The sequence below is a fragment of the Streptomyces fagopyri genome, assembly GCF_009498275.1.
GTDB lineage: Bacteria > Actinomycetota > Actinomycetes > Streptomycetales > Streptomycetaceae > Streptomyces > Streptomyces fagopyri.
Genome location: NZ_CP045643.1, coordinates 291,561 through 308,312, shown reverse-complemented (window position 1 = coordinate 308,312; position 16,752 = coordinate 291,561). Strand labels below are relative to the sequence as shown.

The following is a 16,752-nucleotide window of genomic DNA, read 5'->3' as shown; positions in this document are numbered from 1 at the left end:
CGTTGATCCGCCCAACGACCAGCACATCCATGTGGGTTGGATGCGGTGTCGGGACGGGAAGAAGCTCCTGGCCGGACAACTGATCTTGACCATCATCCGTCCGCCTGGAGCTTCTTCCCGTCCGGCGCCAACCTGCACTCAACTACCCACCTGTTCCAGCGGGTTGGGGAAGGATCACTGTCCGGTGAGGTCGAGCATGCCCTTCGGCAGCCGGTCGCCCGCCAACTGGAGCTTCGAGGCCGCTGCGGTGAGGTCGGCACGTTCCTCTGCGGAGAACTCGACGTCCGCGCCGCCCAGATTCTCCTCCAGGCGGTGCAGCTTCGTGGTTCCCGGGATCGGCACGATCCAGGGCTTCTGCGCCAGCAGCCACCCCAGCGCGATCTGCGCGGGCGTCGCGCCCTTGCTCGTGGCCACCTCGCGGATGAGGTCGACGAGGGCCAGGTTCGCCTCCCGTGCCTCGGCGGCGAAGCGGGGAACTCTGCTGCGGAAGTCGCTGGCGTCCAGCTCGGTCGTCAGGTCGATCTTGCCGGTGAGGAAGCCGGCGCCCAGCGGCGAGAACGGAACGAACCCGATGCCCAGCTCTTCGAGGGTGGGGAGGATCTCGGTCTCCGGCCCGCGATACCACAGGGAGTACTCGCTCTGCACCGCGGTGACCGGCTGCACGGCGTGGGCCCGACGGATCGTCTCCACTCCCGCTTCCGACAGGCCGAAGTGGCGGACCTTGCCCTCGGTGATCAGTTCCTTGACGGTGCCCGCGACGTCCTCGATCGGCACGTCGGGGTCGACACGGTGCTGGTAGAGGAGGTCGATGTGGTCGGTCCTGAGCCGCTTGAGCATGGCCTCGGTGACCTTGCGGATGTGCTCGGGACGGCTGTTGAGGGCGCCGAGCCCCGTCGCGGACTGCGCGTCGAAGTCGAACCCGAACTTCGTGGCGATCACCACGTCGTCCCGGATGCCCTCGAACGCCTCGCCCAGCAGCTTCTCGTTCTCCAGCGGCCCGTACGCCTCAGCGGTGTCGAAGAACGTGACGCCGCGCTCGACCGCCGCGTGCAGCAGGGCGGTCATCTCCCGCGAGTCCTGCGGTGGCCCGTAGGGACCGGTCATGTTCATGGTGCCGAGCCCGAGCGCGGAGACTTCGAGCCCGCTCTCACCAAGGAAACGCCTCTGCATGGTCTTCTGTCCTTCTTCTGGTTCCTGAGCGTCGAAATACGCTCCCGGGTCCTCTGCCCCGGAGGCGCGGCTGCCCGGGCGTCCGGTCCGCGCCCCGTCGATCCCCCGGTCAGCGGTGCACGTATCCGTACCGCGGGAGGCTGGTCGGTCAGACCGTCACGGCAGCCTCGCGGGCCGCGAGATTCTCGGTGAAGAAGGAGGCGAGTTGGGCAGCGACCTGGGGGACGTGGCGGTCGTAGAGGTCGATGTGGCTGGCGCCCTCGATCCAGTGCAGCTGCTTGGGCTCGTTGGCCTTCTTGATGGCTTCCTCGGACATCCAGGCGGTGGCCGCCTCGTTGCCGGCGACCATCAGCAGCGGGCGCGGCGCGAGGAGGTCGATGAGGTGGAAGGCGTTGAAGCTCACGATCTTGTCGATGCTGGGGAAGGGGAAGTCGTCGGTCTGGCGCGGGTGCCGGCCGCGGTCGGTGCTGTAGTACTCCCAGCCCTCGTAGGCGTACCGCCCGCCTGTACGGGCCTCCTCCTGCGTGGTGCGCAACGGCATCATCGCGAGCGGCTCACCAGCCGCTTCGGCGGTGCGGGCCGCGGCGGCCGCGTCGAGGAGGCTCTGGACGACGGCGGGGTCCTGGGCGCCGTCGGGGCCGACCCGGAAGTTCAGGCCGAGGTCGACGGCGCTGACGGTCGCCACCGCGCGGATGCGACGGTCGGTGGCCGTGGCCGGGATGACATAGCCGCCGGAAGCGCAGATTCCCAGGGCGCCGATCCGGTCGGAGTCGACGTCGGTCCGGGTGGTGAGGTAGGAGACGGCGGCCTTGAAGTCCTCGACGCGCTGGGCGGGGTCCTCAAGGCCGCGGGGGGTGCCGCCGCTCTCGCCCTGGTGGGCGGCGTCGAAGGCGAGCGCCGCGAAACCTGCCTCGGCAAGCCGCTGGGCGTATGAGCCGGCGGTCTGCTCCTTGACCCCGCTGCCCGGATGGCCCACGACCACGGCGGCAAGCGGGCCGTCAGCGGCGGTGTCGGGGGTGTACAGGTGGCCGGCAAGGGTGATCCCGGCGCTCGTGAAAGTCACATCGGTACGCATGACGCCACCGTGCCCGCCGCTCCCGTGACGCGGGAGGGGAAGGTTTCTGCCGGGGCACGAACGTGCCAGGGAAAATTTCTGCCCCCCTTGACCGGCGTGCGACTGGGGCATAGTGGCTGGCATGTCCGATACGCGTTCGCCTCGCTCCGAATTCGGTGCATTCCTCAAGGCTCGCCGGGCCGAGCTGACGCCCGCGCAGGTCGGGCTCGCCGACGACGGGACCGTGCGGCGTGTCCCCGGGCTGCGCCGCGACGAGGTCGCCCGCCTCGCCACGATGAGCACCGACTACTACACCCGCATCGAGCAGGGGCGGGTACGGGCGTCCGCGACCGTGCTCGCCTCCCTCGTGAAAGCGCTGCGGCTCGACGACGCGCAGCGGGCCTACTTGTACGAACTGGCCGGCCGGGCACCCACGGCCCGGCGCCGGCGCCCGGCGCAGCGGGTGCGGCCGTCGGTGCAGCGGATGCTCGACGCCCTCGGCCATCTGCCGGCGATGGTGCTGGGCCGCTACAACGACATCCTCGCCTGGAACGCGGCCGCCGCGGCCCTCTACCAGGACTTCGCCCTGCTGAAGCCGGCCGAGCGCAACTACACCCGGCTGATCTTCCTCGATCCCACGATGCGCAGCCTCTTCACCGACTGGGAGGACGCGGGACGCATCAGCGCGGCGACCCTGCGGATGGAGACGGCCGCCACCCCCGACGACCCGCGCCTGGCGACACTGGTGGGTGAGCTGTCGGTGCGCAGTCCGGAGTTCCGCCAGTGGTGGAACGGACGGATCGTCTCCGACACCACCTCCGGTCCGAAGCGCTACCGCCACGCCCTCGTGGGCCCCCTCACCCTCGACTGCGACACCTGGACCAGCCCCGGCGACCCCGACATCACCTTCATGGTCCTCACCGCCGAACCGGGCAGCCCCCAGGACCACGCCCTGCGCATCCTCAGCTCCTGGCACACCGCCCCCGCACCCACCCCCACGTCCGACCCCTCCCACGACTGACCCCGGCCCGCCGCAGCCGGACGCGGCCGTCTCGGATCAGGTGCGCACACACCGGCCGTCAGCCATCGCGCCTTTCATCAGGAACATGCCGCACGCGATCGGAACCCGGGACCCGTAGCGTTCGGCGGCTCTGGCGGAGAGCGGATTGATGAACGAACCTCCCGGCCCTGCGGGCGGAGGCTGTGCCCGGCACCGGCACCGGCACCGGCACCGGCACCGGCACCGACCTCCGGCTCCGCCCGTCCCTGGGTGGGGCGACTGTGGCCGACGGCCGGTTCACTTGCCCACCAGGCCCATGTGGGCCTCGTTGTAACGGTCACCCTGGACACCGCGGCGGCCTCCGCCGGCCACCGAGCCTCAGCGTCCTGCCAATGTCCACGGTGCTCGCGCCTGTGTCTCTCCGAGCACGCAAACCCCCGCTCCGACGGCGCGGGCACCCGGTACCCCGAGGTGCGTCAGCCGACGGCAGCCTGGTTTCCAGCGCCGAACAGTGGCACGTCAGACACGTCAGACACGTCGGACACGTCAGCCGGCGTCAGATCGTTTCCCATTGCTGGTACCGGTCACGTACTCGTAGTGCGCGGTATTCCCCAGACGGTCAGGGCCTGAGCGGCGCCGGGACGTCGCCACCCTGTGACGTGTCAGAGGGTGGGGTGCAGGTCGCGGACCGGGCGCAGCGTCTCCAGTAGTGAGGCGAGGTGCAGGATCGTCGACTCCGCGTACCAGGTGGCGACCAACTGCACGCCGATCGGCATGCCGTCGCTGGTCGTGCCGAACCGGATGGACAGGGCCGGGAGCCCGGTCAGGCTGAACGGGACGGTCGTCGAGCTGACGTGGAAGGGGCCCAGAGTCTGGCCGTCGAGGACGAAGTCTCCGAGTGCGTGCTCGTGTGCGGGGATCGTCGTGACGGGAAGCATCAGCACGTCGTACTTCTGGAAGTACTCCGCGAAGCCGTCCCGCAGGCGCTCGACGCCCTGTTCGGCCTGGACGTAGTCCGCGACGGAGGTGTCGGGTGTGCCGAGCAGGGTCTTGGAGTAGGTGAACATCTCGTCCTCGTGACCTGTGGTGGCCTCCTGGACGGCGGGCTTCATCTCCATGACGTGCTGCCGGGCGAAGAGGTCGAGGGGGTTGTCGCGTTCGAGAGCCGGGACACCGACGGCCTCGACCCGTGCCCCTGCCTCCTTCAATGCTTCGGCGGCGTTCTGTACGGTCGCCGCCACCTCAGGGTCGACCGGGCCGAGTCCGGAGTCGACCAGCCAGCCGACGCGGAGGGGCCGGTCTGGGGCCGTGCCCAGCCCGACGTCGAACTCGGGCGGCAGTACGGAGAAGCCGTCGGCGCCGTCGGGGCCGGCCACCAGCGAGTACGCCAGGGCGATGTCGCGGACGGTGCGGGCCATGGGACCGGCGTGCCAGTCACGACGTGGAACCCGCGGCCAGAACCCTGTCAACGGGATGCGTCCGTGTGTCGGCTTGAGGGAGGTGATACCCGTGTCGGCGGCCGGCCCGCGGACCGAGATGGACAGGTCGCTTCCGAGGCCGAGGGGCGACATCCCGGCGGCGATGGCCGCGGACTCTCCGCCGCTCGAACCGCCGGAGGAGCGGTTGAGGTCCCAGGGGTTGTTCGTCTTGCCCGTCAGGAGGTTGTCGGACTCGACCCAGTAGGAGAACTCCGGGAGATTGGTCTTCGCCAGAAGGATCCCGCCGGCCTTCTTGAGGCGCGCCACGGCAGTGGCGTCCGTGGCCGGGACGCGCCCCGCGAAGATCGGCGAGCCGCGCTGGGTGAGCACGCCCGCGGTGTCGAAGCCGTCCTTGATCGTGAAAGGCACGCCGTGCAGGTGCCCCACCTGTGCACCCGACGCCAGTTCCTCGTCTGCCGCCCTCGCAGCGTCCAGCGCGTTGTCGGCGAGCGTCACGATGGCGTTGAGCTGCGGGTTGACGGCTTCGATGCGATCGAGGTGCGCCTGCACCACCTCGACGGAGGAAGCCTTCCCGGTGCGGATCAGTTCGGCGAGTTCCGTCGCGTCACTGTGGATGAGGTTAGTGGCCATGGACGTTCCTTACTTCACCCGTGGGGGACGGACATGCGGGGTGGGACGGTCTTTCTCCGGCGGTGACGCGGGCACCGGGACGCCCCATCAGACCAACATCGCTCGATATCTACCTACTGACATCTGTTTTCATCGGTATTGCACCGCGGTGCCGTTGCGTGTCCACCTGGCTGGACTCGTTCCTTTACGCGCTCCGGCACGCCGTGACATCGATAACCTGCCCACATCGGATCGCATATCGGACGCGGGCCGGCCTGGCGGGCGGGGATGGGACGGTCCCGCTGCAGGGATGCGAGACGGGAACGCAAGGGCGCCACCCTCGCCCAGCTCGCCCTGGCTACTCACCCAGAAGGACTGCGTCGTCCCGATCCCTGGCTCCCGCAACCCGCACCGCGTGGCTCGGAACCTCGCCGCCGCCGGCCTCGTCCTGACCGCCGCCGACCTCGACCGTATCGCCGAGATCGCCCCCGACGGCGGCCTCGGCGGACGCCTGAGCTGACGTCCTGCCGCGGCCGGGCCCAAAGCCCTCCGCTTCGGCCCCGGCCGCCGTTCGGCGGCGGGCAATGCGATGAACCGGTACGCACCTTCGACGGATGGGATCGGTCAGATCCAGGACCGGTACTGCCAGGGCTTGAGCAACCGCCAGCGCTCCGGCCACAGCGGTTGCGGCTACCGCGGTCGCGGCGGCGATGTACGGCCGCGGACTGTCTGCCCGAGTCCGGCCCTCGCTCAAGAGCCTCATGGTCGACCGATTCCCCTTTCCGCGGGCCTCGCACCCGCCTGCGGCTCAACTCCCGTCCACTCGACCACCACATCGGATGCTTTCGGTCGTGTGAAGAACTTGCTGTTCCGGCCGGGGCTGTGGGGGTCAGCTGAGCATGTGCTGAGGTACGCCGAGAGCTCGGGTGGAGAAGAGGCGGGCCAGGTCGGTGGCGTCGCCGCGTGCGCATACGGAGGCGGTGACATCGATCAGGTTGTCGAAGGCCGCCGGCATGCGGCCTTCGTGGACCTGCGCCACGCGTCCCCAGACGTCGCCGGGCAGCACCTCCACTTGGCATAGTGCCGCAAGGTCGCGGACCGTGGTGCTGCTGATTTCGAGGGCGCACCGTGTCGGATCGGTCTCGGCGTAGTCGTACGTCTCCTGTGTGTATTGCCCCTTGCGGTATTCCTGCCAGGCCTCACCGCCTGAGAGGAACCCCAGAGGCTCCGGACTTCCCGCGGTGGTTTCACGGCTCAGCGCCACCGGGAGGGGCCGTATCCAGCACCGTTCGAAGCTGTCCCAGTGCTCCGTGATCCACAGCTCGTCACCCGTCATGTGCCCTTGACGGGTGACGAATCCGGCTCTCACCCGGGCGGCGAAACCTGAGGCTCGCAGAAGCGTGCATGCGAGGACGGCCACATGCCGACTGGTTCCCACGACGCGGGCAGACGGTGGCCTGGGGCTCTGCAGCCGTGCGGAGAACAGGCGGGTCAAGACCTCCACGAGTCCGCTGACGGACCGGATGCTCTGCTCCTCGAGCCTTCGCGCGGACAGGCCCAAAGCCCGCGCTTCGGCCGGCCGCACCACCAGTGCCTCAGCCGCGGTGCACAATGCCGTCGGGTCGGAGGGCAGGTCCTGCAGCGCCCACGCGTGAGCGGTATCCACCTCGGTAAGAGGACCGGGTTGAAGGTAATCGATTACGTGCGACACGGGCATGCACCTTCGACTTTCGGCAGCGTGCAGGTCAGGTACCAGTACGGGACTCGGACGACTGAAGTCGTCTCGGCCGGGGGCTACTCAAGTTTTCGAAGTCCGCTGAGTACCTTTTCGAGCAGAGTCACTTGCGGCCGCCCGCCGCTGGCTTCGTCTCCGCGAACTTGATGCACGGTCACGAGTCCCTTCTCGGCCAGGTCCGACACGAGGACTCTGGTGACTCCGAGCGGTATCGAAAGAAGAGCGGAGACCTCAGCAACTGACTTGACCTCAGTGCAGAGGCCGCAGATTCGGTATTCCTCGGGCGTCTGACCGCGCTCTTGGGCCAGGGGCACCGCCGTCGTGACCAGCGCCTCGATCGCGAGCTGATGGGTCGGCCGGGAGCGCCCGCCGGTCATTGCGTACGGCCGGACGAGCGCGGACGGCTTGTTGCGGTGACCGGACGCGGCGTGAGTCTGGGAGCGTTGTGGTGATGTCGGCGGCTGATGGGACGTGCCGTACCTGTCTCCACCGGGCGAAGTCACGGTTCCAGCTCCATTCGGGTCGCAGACCCGGCACCCCGGCTACAGCTTGCGGCAGTGGACGCTGCGCAACCGTGTGAAAACAGCTCGGGTCCGGCATGAGTGGCGCGCCCACCCGGCAACAGGGCGGATGCCGCCCCGGGCCGGCGCGAAGTAGCGGGTTGAATGCGCGTGAGTCAGTCGGAACCACCCTGCGGCCCGCACATCCGGGCGGATGGTTTTGAACCCTGATCTACGAACGATCCAGGCGCGTCCCCGTCGTCGACGCTTCTTGCCGCGCGCCAGGGTTACCGCCTGAGGCGACTTGAGGTAACGACAATGGAGCTCCCGAATGATGCGTAATCGATTACGACGCCAGTCACCACAGGACTTTAGACGGGAGCAACCTCAAAATCCGGGTCTTCGTCCAGTTCATGTCATGACCCCGAGATCGGCATATGCCGGAGTTTCGCCGGGTGCCGTAACCGTGATCACCGCAGCACTCGGAGGCCGAGCGGTTGCGTACCCGGCCGACCCGCGAAGGGGCCGGTTCGCGCATGCGAGGAGGCCGTACCTCCCGCTACGTCACGGTGGTGTCAGGCTGCCAACCAGCAACGTTCGTTCGACGGTAGGAAGTGCACCGAGGCCGCAGCGGCTGCCGGCGCGCCAGGACTGTCCGCCCTCACGGAAACCGTCGGGTCGAGGTCCTCGGGAAACGGTGGTGGTCCTTCCCACCGGTCCAGGAGTGGGCGGGGCGTCATGCCTCGTCGGCGCGGAGGATCAGGCCTTGTCGACTACGCCACGGTCCCGGCGAAAGTCCGATCGATGCGCGGAGGTGAGGCCGAGAAGCCTCGGTGAGCGGCGACGTCACAGACTCGCCCGCCGGACGAACTGCGCGGACACGCGCACCGTCCGCGGCTGCGTCCGTCCATCAATCTGCTCCAGCAGAAGGGCAGAGGCGACGGCCCCAACCTCTCGTGCCGAGTAGCGGATCGTGCTGAGCCGAGGCCGGACGAGGCTGGCGATATCGATGTCATCGTGCCCGAGCAGCCCGATGTCCCCGGGGATCTCGAGGCCGAGTTCTTCCGCCACATCCATCGCGCCCACGGCCGTCATGTCGTTGACGCACAGCACGGCCTCGGGACGACGGGACGACCGCAACAGCTTCTCGAATCCGGCCGCTCCGGCCTCCCGGGTGTGCTCGCCGTGAACGACGTGTTCGTCCCGTACCTGCAAGCCCAGCGCAGCCACGTGCGTTTTGATCCGATCGAGCCGGGGATCTCCCCCCGGGACATCCAGGGGCCCCGCGATGACTCCAACGCTGCGCCGACCGGACGCCGCGACGTGTGTCAGAGCGTCGACGACAGCTTGGTCCGACGAAGGAGTCACCAGATCGACGCCGTCGAACGGCGTGTCAGCGCTGACGACTACGGGGATGCCCGCTCCGCGGATCATTTCGAAAGCATCGGCGGCGAGACGGAAAGGAGTCATGACCACAGCAGCGAAACGCTGGTGCACCGCCTCCTGGAGCAACGCCTCCTCCTCGCCGCGCTGCGCTCCGGTGTTGGACACCACCACGTGGTACCCCCGTCCGCGCAGCTTGTCCTGTATCGAGCGGGCCAGGAGCGCGTAGAAAGGGTTGGCGAGGTCCGGCACCACGAGAGCCACCATCATGGATCGACCGGTGCGCAGGCTGCGCGCGACGGGGTTGAGGCGGAAACCAAGGCGATCGATAGCCGAGTGAACCGACTCGCGGGTCTCCGCCGTGACGGGACGCTTGCCACTCAGTACGTACGAGACGGTCGCCGAAGACACCCCGGCTGCCCGCGCCACATCGCTCATGGTCACCCGTTGTGCCATGCAGGCAAACCCCTTCTCGAGCTGCGTCATCATCAGTGCCCTGGTCGACACCGGCTTGTGCCGTAGCCTCCCATGTTCCCGCCCGGCGACCACCGCCTGGTGGCCACGTCTCAAAACCCGATACTGCTGCCGCAGAACGACCGGCTACCCGCGGGCAGGGGCAACTTGCCGTCCACCGACATCAGTTCGCAGCAGAGTACCTACCGCCGCCGCCGTAACGAGCCACTCCTGGAGGGCGCGCTGGGCCGGCCGTGACGCCGTTCGGCACGAGCGGGACCCCGTCGGCTCGTTCGGCGTCTCCTCTGTCCGCTCAAGTCGGCGGGCCCTCGTTCGCCGATTTCGGGTGCGCACAACAGAACCGGCGGATTGGGCAACTGGAGGCGCATGGCACGTCCAGAGGTTTGCGATCTGCGCAGGACACCAGCGTGCGCCCGGGGCCAGGGCACGCGGCGCAGAGCATCGACGGTGACGTCGAGCATCCGCTCGGGGCGGTCCGGGGATGTCGGAAGGTGTCCGTTGATTACGACGCTTCCGTGGACAACCAGGAGCGGGTCCCCGACGTCGATGCTGTCCCGTGCGCCGTCCGCCGACTGGGCCTTCACCAGGAGCTGTGCTCCGGCTGCCTTCATCACGTTGCAGCGGGTGTTGACCGCGGTGCCGTCCTGCGGCTTCGCGCTCATGACGCCGGCGGCCGGCCCGCGGCCGGTGGGCCCGCTCACCCGGTGCAGCCGCAGCCGGCGTAGGAACCTCCGGAAGGGGTCCGGGTCATCGAGCATCTGCGTAACCCGTCCGGGAGGCAGGGTCCTCGGTCGGGTCGAATGGTCGTCTTCGATGCGCCGATCAGCTCAGCGACGGTCGGCCGCGCCTGGCGGTCTTCTGCGGAACGTCACTTGCCTCCGCGGGAGTCCTTGCCACCGCCTCCGCGCCGGTCGGGGAGCGTTCGGGCCCAGTGGCTCGGACGTCGGGTTGGGCGGCGGGTTGAGGACGACCCGTGGCTGGCCGGGCACCGGGGTCGGAGGGGTCGTGAGGTGATGGTGGGAGTGCTCATGCGACGTCGGTCCTCAGCTCGTGGTGGTCTCGGCAGGGGCGGGGATCCGACTGCCGGGAATGGCTGCGAGCAGCTCGCGCGTGTACTCGTGGCGCGGATTGGTGAAGAGCTCCTGCGGCGGGCCCGTCTCGACGATCCGGCCGGCCCGCATCACGGCGACCTCGTGCGCGATCTGCCGTACGACGGCAAGGTCGTGGGAGATGAACAGGTACGCCACGCCCGTGTCGGCCTGCAACTCGGCCAGCAGGGCCAGCACCTGGGCCTGCACGGACACGTCGAGCGCGGAGACCGGCTCGTCGCACACCACCAGGTCGGGGGAGAGGGCGAGGGCGCGGGCGATCGCCACGCGCTGCCGCTGCCCGCCGGACAGCTCCGCCGGTCGGCGTCGCAGGGTCGCGGCCGGGAGCGCCACCCGGTCGAGTAGTTCGCGGGCCCGGGCGAGCCGCGAGGCGCGGTCACCGACCTTGAAGGCGCGCAGCGGCTCGGTGATCACCTCGCCGATGGAGGAGCGCGGGTCGAGAGAGGCGTACGGGTTCTGGTAGACGAGCTGGGCACGTCGGCGCAGCTCTCTGACCTGGGCGCCCTTGGCGGCGGTGACGTCGGTGCCGTCGAACAGGACCTGTCCGGCGGTCGGTTCGGCGAGCCGGAGCACCAGACGGGCGGTGGTGGACTTGCCCGAGCCCGACTCGCCGACCAGGGCGAGGGTCTGCCCCCGGTGGAGGGTGAGGCTGACGTCGTCGACGGCGCGCAGGGTGCGGGGCCCGCCGCCGGTGCGGGGCAGTCCGAACTCTTTGACCAGGTTGCGTACCTCGACCAGGGGCCCTGTCTTCGGCACGGGGATGTGGACTGGGACGCGGGGCCGGGCGGTGGCCAGGCTCGGGGCACTGGCCAGCAGGTGCCGGGTGTAGTCGTCCTGCGGGTCGGCCAGGATGTCACGGGTGGGACCCGTCTCGACGACCTTGCCCTGTGACATCACCACCAACCGCTGTGCCCGGTCGGCGGCGACACCGAGGTCGTGGGTCACGAGCAGGACCGCGGTCCCCGACTCCTCGGTGAGGCGCTGGAGATGGTCGAGGATGACCCGCTGAACGGTGACGTCGAGTGCGCTGGTGGGTTCGTCGGCGATGATCAGCTCGGGGCGGGCGGCGATGGCGATGGCGATCAGAGCGCGTTGCCGCATGCCCCCGGACAGTTCGTGCGGATACTGCCGAGCCCGGACGGCCGCGTCGGGTAGCCCGGCCCGGCTCAGGACGGCAACCGCCTCGGCGGGAGCCGATCGGCGGGTCGCCAGGCCGTGGATGCGCAGCACCTCGGCGACCTGCTCGCCGATCCGCTTGACCGGGTTGAGGGAGACGGCCGGGTCCTGGGGGACCAGCCCTATCCGTGCCCCGCGTACGGTACGCAGTTCTGCTTCCGACAGAGTGGCGAGGTCGTGCCGGCCGAAGCGGACGGTGCCCGCGTCGATGCCGCCGTTGCCCGGCAGGAGCCGGGTGATGGCGTGCGCGGTGGTGCTCTTGCCGGAGCCGGACTCGCCGACCACCGCGGTCACCTGGCCGGGCCATACGTCCAGGTCGACATTCCGCACGGCCGCCACCGTGCCGCCCCGGGTGCGGTACGACACCGACAGCCCGCGTATCTCCAGCAGTGGTGTGGTCACGTCCTCACCGTTCTCGCTCTCGTCAGTCATCGCTGCCGGGACCATTCGCCGTCCAGCGCCCGGGCGATGCGGTTGGTGGCCAGCACGGTCGCGGCGATCGCCAGGCCGGGCAGCGTGGTCAGCCACCAGGCGTTGGCCAGGTAGTTGCGGCCGTCGGAGATCAACGTGCCCCACTCCGGGGCCGGCGGTGGCGCCCCGTAGCCGAGGAAGCTGAGTGCAGACACGGCCAGGATGGAGGAGCCGAAGTCCAGGGTGGCCAGGACGATCACCGGCCCCGCCGCGTTCGGCAGAACATGCCGGCCGAGGACCGAGTACCAGCGGGCCCCGCTCGCCCGAGACGCCTCCACGAACACCGCCTGACGCACCCGCAGCACCTCGGAGCGTGCCACCCGGGCGAACGACGCGACGCTGGCGATGCCGACGGCGACCGCCACCTTCACGGTCCCGTAGCCGAGTGCGGTGACGATCGCCAGGGACATGAACAGCGCGGGAATGGACAGCAGGACGTCCACGAACCGCATCAGCACGTCGTCCACCCAGCGGCCCACGAACCCGGCGACCACTCCGAGCAGCCCGCCGACCACGAACGCCACCAGTACCGCGATCAGCGTCGCCTTCAGGGAGAGCTGGGCGCCGTGCACCACGCGGGAGAAGACGTCACGGCCCAGTTCGTCGGTGCCGAACCAGTGACTGCCGCTCGGGCCGCGGAAGTTCTCCGTCGGCAGCCCCTTCAGCGGGTCCTGCGAGGTGAACAGGCCCGGCGAGAAGGAGGCCAGGACCACGAGTACGACGATCACGACCGACAACAGCAGACCGGGGCGGTGCAGCACGAAGCGCAGCAGCCGCCGTAGGTCCACGTGCCGCTTCTGCTCCGGCCCCGATCTCGCTTCGGGCGGCCGGGCCGGGCCGAGTGCTGTACCGGCCGCGTCGGCTGTGCTGTCGGCAAGGCTCTGACTCATGCGAGGGCCGCCTTTCCGCCCGAGGCCACCACGATCCGCGGGTCCAGCAGCGGGTGGACGAGGTCGACGACCAGGTTCGTCGCCACGAAGATCAGCGCCCCGAACACCACCACCCCCTGGACCAGCGGAATGTCCTGTGCGGTGACCGCCGCGGCGGTGACCCGTCCGAGACCGTCGCGCGAGAACACCGTCTCGACGACCACCGAGCCGGCGATCAACTGCCCGACCAGCAGGCCGACGACCGTCAGCGCGGGTAGCGACGCGTTGCGCAGCGCGTGCCGCAGATGTACGCGCCAACGCCCGGCGCCCTTGGCGCGCGCGGTCTCGACATAGGCCTGGTCCAGCGCGGTGAGCAGACTCTTGGCCAGCACCTGAGCGACCTGCGCGCCGGTAGGGACCGCCAGGGTCAGGGCGGGCAGGACCAGGCCCCGCAGCCCGTCGTTACCGAACGCCGGGAACCAGTGCAGCCGGAACGAGAACGCCTCGACGAGCAGCAGGCCCACCCAGAACGTGGGGACTGACACTCCCAGCGGCGGCAGCGACAGCAGGAGTTGCCGCAGCCAGCGCCGCGCGGTGTATGTCGCCACCACCGCGACCCCTCCGCCGAGGACCACCGCGAGCAGCAGTGCGGCCCCGGTCAGCTGGAGCGTCTGCGGCAGCGCGTCGGCCAGCGTCGAGGTCACCGGTCTGCCGGTGGACACCGAGTCGCCGAAGTCCCCACGCACCGCCCGGCTGAGATACTCCGCGTACTGCACCAGCACCGGCTTGTCGAAGCCGTACTCGTGCCGCAGTACGGCGATCTGTTCCGGGTCGACCTGCCCCGAGTCCATCCCGGCACTGGCCATCGCCGTCACCGGATCGCCCGGCAGGTAGTCGAGCACCAGGAAAGACACCGTGTAGGCCGCCCACAGCACCCCAACCGCTTGCGCGAGCCGCTTGATCACATACCGGCGCACGGTCTAGCCGATCCAGGTGTCGTGCAGCTGGATCCGGCTGGAGGCGTCGAAGTCCAGGTCGTGCACCTTCTTCGACACGCCCAGCTGGGTCTGCAGTTCCACCACCGGCGCGTAGTAGGCGTTCTGCACGATCGACTCCTGGGCCTGGGCCACCAGCTGTTTGCGCTTGGCGGTGTCCGTGGTCGCGGCTTGTGCGGACAGTGCGGCGTCCAGGTCACCGGCCGGTACGCGGTAGAAGTTGGCCAGTTGAGTGGAGAAGGAGCTGCGGAGGATGTCCGGGTCGGCCCGGGTGACGTTGCTCCAGGCCGCGTCGTAGTCGCCCGACTGAAGTGTCGGGGCCAGCTGGGTGACCTGGAGCTGCTTGAGGACGACGTCGATGCCGACGGACTTGAGCTGCTGCTGGATCAGTTCCAGCGCGGGCTGGTTGGTGGCCGCATTGGGGATCCAGTTGATGGTCAGGCCGAGTTTCCTGCTGCCCTTGGTGCGGATACCGTCGCTGCCTGACTTCCAACCGGCCTGGTCGAGCAGCGACTTCGCCCTGGCCGCGTCGAAGGTGAGGTTCGAGGCGAGGCTGGTGTAGTCGGGCGTCGTGTGCGCGAGCACACTGGTCGCGGCCCGGGTGCCGGTCGGGAAAACGGTGTCGGCGATCTGCTTCCGGTCAATGGCGTACCGGATCGCCTGCCGCACTCTGGCGTCCTTGAGAGCTGGACGGGAGTTGTTGAAGGCCAGGCCGAATACCACGCCCGGGTTGGCCCGGCGCTGGAGAGCGACCTGACTGCCCCTGAGCCCTGCCTCGTTGGCCTTGCCGACACTGCTGATGGCGTCCACCTGGCCGGACTGGAGGCTGCCGGCCCGTACGCCCGCCTCCGGCACGACCTTGAAGACCAGCTTGTCGAGGTAGGCCTCGCCCTTCTTGCTCCACAAAGAGGAACCCCAGGCGTATCCGGTGCGCCTGGCGAGGGTGATCGATTGGTTCTGCACGTACTGCTTCAGCACGAACGGTCCGGATCCGACGACTCCGTCGCTGCACCTCTGCTGCGGGGTCTTCTTCACGCTCGCCGACGACTCGATGCCCAGCGAGTGCGTGGAAGTGGCCTGCAGAAATTGGGCGTTGGGTTGCTTGAAGGCCACCTTGACGGTGAGCGGGTCGATCACGGTGGTGCTCTTGACGCCGCTCAGGTAACCCTCGGCCAGTGCTCCCAGGACGCCGAGCTTCGGCACCGCGTCGAAGTTGTCCTTGACCACCTGCGCGGTCAGCTTCGAGCGGTCGCTGAAGGTGACGCCCGAGCGCAGATGGAAGGTGAACGTCGTGGCGTCGGAGCTGACGTCCCAGCTCTTCGCCAGCCACGGCACGATCTTGCCGGTCTCGGGGTCCTGGTCGGTCAGTGAGTCCACGATCTGGCGGACCGAGTAGATGGTCTCGTTGCTGGCGACCTGCTGCGGGTCGACGCAGCCGGCGTCCGAACCCACCGCGAAGGTCAGGGTGCCGCCGGACTTTGCCCGGCCGCTGCCGGAATCGGAGCCTTCGCCGCTGGATCCGCAGGCGGTCAGCAGGACACTGGTGGTGAGGAGGGCGCTCAGCGTGGCCCATCGGGGGGTTCTGAAATCCGGAAGTGCGGTCACAGAAGGCTTCTCCAACTCGTGTCACCAGGCACGGGGTGTCCAGTTGGGCACGGCCGTACATGGGCGTTCGACCCCGGTCGGCGCGACGCCGGCGACGGGGGAGCGCTGCGCGGAGGGGGACGGTCAGGTGGATGCCCCCGATACCGACATCGGTGGCAGGGGGAGGAGGGACGAGAGCCGAGGCCGCCGACGGATGTCAGCCGACCGGAAGAAGGCTCCTCAGACCTGACAGAGACAGCTGGTCGAGCGCTTCAGATCGATGTGGCGCCGACGCGAGAACCGGGAGAACACCGAGACGACGGCGAAGGAGGCTGTCAGGTCACCGCTGTGCCGCATGCTGCCCCTCCCCATCTCCGACCCCGCTCATGGGGCCACGCGCTTGCGTGGATCGCCGATGATCCACGCCGGGCTTTCACCTGGAGCACCCCACCGCGCGGGAGGGTTGCCGGTCAGCAAGCCAGGGCTTGACGCTGACACTCAATGCCGTTGGGGATCGTACGGAGGGCTGTTGTCGTACGTCAATGCCACAGAGCGAGGCCCCGCAAGGCCGGTCGGGCCGGCACCGGGTCCGTCTCAGGAACCGCTCCGCCCAAGGGGGATTCTCTGGCCGGCCTCGATCGCCACCGGCAGCCGGTCCACGGCCGGGGGCAGCGGACAGGTGGCCATGTCCGTGTAGGCGCAGGCAGGTTCGCAGCGCGTTGAAGTCCAGGACAGCCCTTCCGTCGGCCGCCCACCTCGACCTCGCGATGCTATCGACTACCACCACCGGGCTGCTGCCAGGTCCTGGCGGCCGGCGGAGCGGCCATTCGCATCCTGGACCGGACGGCCTACACTGCCCGCTGGCCTTTCCACCTGCTGGACCGGCGTTGACAAATGTCCGGGCCGTTGCCTTAACTACTGGCCAGAACGGTCATGAGCGTCAGCGACAAGCCCTGGCTTGCTGACCGGCAACCCTCCCACCGCGGTGGGGTGCCCCAGGTGACGACCCGGCCGATGAAGTTTCGGTAAGCGCGAGGCCCTCAGGGGCGGAACGGTGACGGTGAGGTCATGTACGCAGTTCCCAGGACGGCCGCACGCCGCTCCCAGGGTTGCGTACCGCCGTACGTGAATCTGCTGGTCGCCGATCGTGCCGTCGATCTGCTCCGCGTGAACAGCGCGCTGTG

The 16,752-nt window shown here is 69.1% G+C and carries 13 protein-coding genes, 1 pseudogene and 2 riboswitches; of the genes and pseudogenes, 1 reads left to right on the top strand and 13 read right to left on the bottom strand.

The window, feature by feature from the left end; all coding sequences use genetic code 11:
- Nucleotides 1-174 precede the first annotated feature (174 nt).
- Nucleotides 175-1,170 (bottom strand): aldo/keto reductase, encoded by a 996-nt coding sequence (locus GFH48_RS01390; protein ID WP_153286467.1) that lies wholly within the window; start codon nucleotides 1,168-1,170, stop codon nucleotides 175-177.
- Nucleotides 1,171-1,318: 148 nt separating this feature from the next.
- Entirely contained in the window at nucleotides 1,319-2,245 is a 927-nt protein-coding gene (locus GFH48_RS01385) for an alpha/beta hydrolase (RefSeq protein WP_153286466.1), read from the bottom strand.
- A gap of 121 nt (nucleotides 2,246-2,366) precedes the next feature.
- Here GFH48_RS01385 and GFH48_RS01380 point away from each other — a divergent pair, with 121 nt between their 5' ends.
- Nucleotides 2,367-3,245 carry a helix-turn-helix transcriptional regulator gene (locus GFH48_RS01380; RefSeq protein ID WP_153286465.1) on the top strand — a complete coding sequence of 293 codons (879 nt, stop codon included), beginning with the start codon at nucleotides 2,367-2,369 and terminating at the stop codon, nucleotides 3,243-3,245.
- Nucleotides 3,246-3,886: 641 nt separating this feature from the next.
- Here the strand turns inward: GFH48_RS01380 and GFH48_RS01375 are convergent.
- From GFH48_RS01375 to GFH48_RS01335, 11 genes and pseudogenes are all read right to left on the bottom strand, one after another.
- A complete protein-coding gene (locus tag GFH48_RS01375; RefSeq protein WP_153286464.1) occupies nucleotides 3,887-5,293 on the bottom strand; it encodes an amidase in 1,407 nt (468 codons plus the stop codon).
- Between the two features lie 868 nt (nucleotides 5,294-6,161).
- Complete coding sequence (locus GFH48_RS01370; RefSeq protein WP_194280452.1) at nucleotides 6,162-6,983, bottom strand: transglutaminase domain-containing protein; 822 nt, start codon at nucleotides 6,981-6,983, stop codon at nucleotides 6,162-6,164.
- Nucleotides 6,984-7,066: 83 nt separating this feature from the next.
- Complete coding sequence (locus tag GFH48_RS01365; RefSeq protein WP_153286462.1) at nucleotides 7,067-7,510, bottom strand: DUF742 domain-containing protein; 444 nt, start codon at nucleotides 7,508-7,510, stop codon at nucleotides 7,067-7,069.
- A gap of 843 nt (nucleotides 7,511-8,353) precedes the next feature.
- Complete coding sequence (locus GFH48_RS01360) at nucleotides 8,354-9,379, bottom strand: LacI family DNA-binding transcriptional regulator (RefSeq protein WP_228120248.1); 1,026 nt, start codon at nucleotides 9,377-9,379, stop codon at nucleotides 8,354-8,356.
- 167 nt (nucleotides 9,380-9,546) lie between these two features.
- Nucleotides 9,547-10,122, bottom strand: coding sequence for an SbtR family transcriptional regulator (locus GFH48_RS40035; protein WP_407698604.1), 576 nt, complete (start codon nucleotides 10,120-10,122; stop codon nucleotides 9,547-9,549).
- A 285-nt stretch (nucleotides 10,123-10,407) separates the two neighbouring features.
- Entirely contained in the window at nucleotides 10,408-12,096 is a 1,689-nt protein-coding gene (locus tag GFH48_RS01355; RefSeq protein ID WP_407698603.1) for a dipeptide ABC transporter ATP-binding protein, read from the bottom strand.
- Nucleotides 12,078-13,010: an ABC transporter permease gene (locus tag GFH48_RS01350; protein WP_153286460.1), complete on the bottom strand. Its 933-nt coding sequence runs from the start codon at nucleotides 13,008-13,010 to the stop codon at nucleotides 12,078-12,080. Before GFH48_RS01350 ends, GFH48_RS01355 begins: the two co-directional genes overlap by 19 nt.
- A complete protein-coding gene (locus tag GFH48_RS01345) occupies nucleotides 13,007-13,966 on the bottom strand; it encodes an ABC transporter permease (RefSeq protein ID WP_153286459.1) in 960 nt (319 codons plus the stop codon). The genes GFH48_RS01350 and GFH48_RS01345 overlap by 4 nt, the downstream gene beginning before the upstream one ends.
- Before the next feature lie 3 nt (nucleotides 13,967-13,969).
- Complete coding sequence (locus tag GFH48_RS01340; protein ID WP_153286458.1) at nucleotides 13,970-15,589, bottom strand: ABC transporter substrate-binding protein; 1,620 nt, start codon at nucleotides 15,587-15,589, stop codon at nucleotides 13,970-13,972.
- 219 nt (nucleotides 15,590-15,808) lie between these two features.
- The gene (locus GFH48_RS39860) at nucleotides 15,809-15,925 is read right to left on the bottom strand and encodes a putative leader peptide (protein ID WP_322746972.1); all 117 of its coding nucleotides are present in this window, start codon (nucleotides 15,923-15,925) and stop codon (nucleotides 15,809-15,811) included.
- 34 nt (nucleotides 15,926-15,959) lie between these two features.
- Nucleotides 15,960-16,074, bottom strand: a riboswitch (SAM riboswitch).
- Between the two features lie 88 nt (nucleotides 16,075-16,162).
- Nucleotides 16,163-16,319: pseudogene (locus GFH48_RS01335) on the bottom strand (DUF1684 domain-containing protein); the annotation flags it as partial.
- A gap of 178 nt (nucleotides 16,320-16,497) precedes the next feature.
- A riboswitch (SAM riboswitch) is annotated at nucleotides 16,498-16,606 on the top strand.
- Nucleotides 16,607-16,752: the final 146 nt, after the last annotated feature.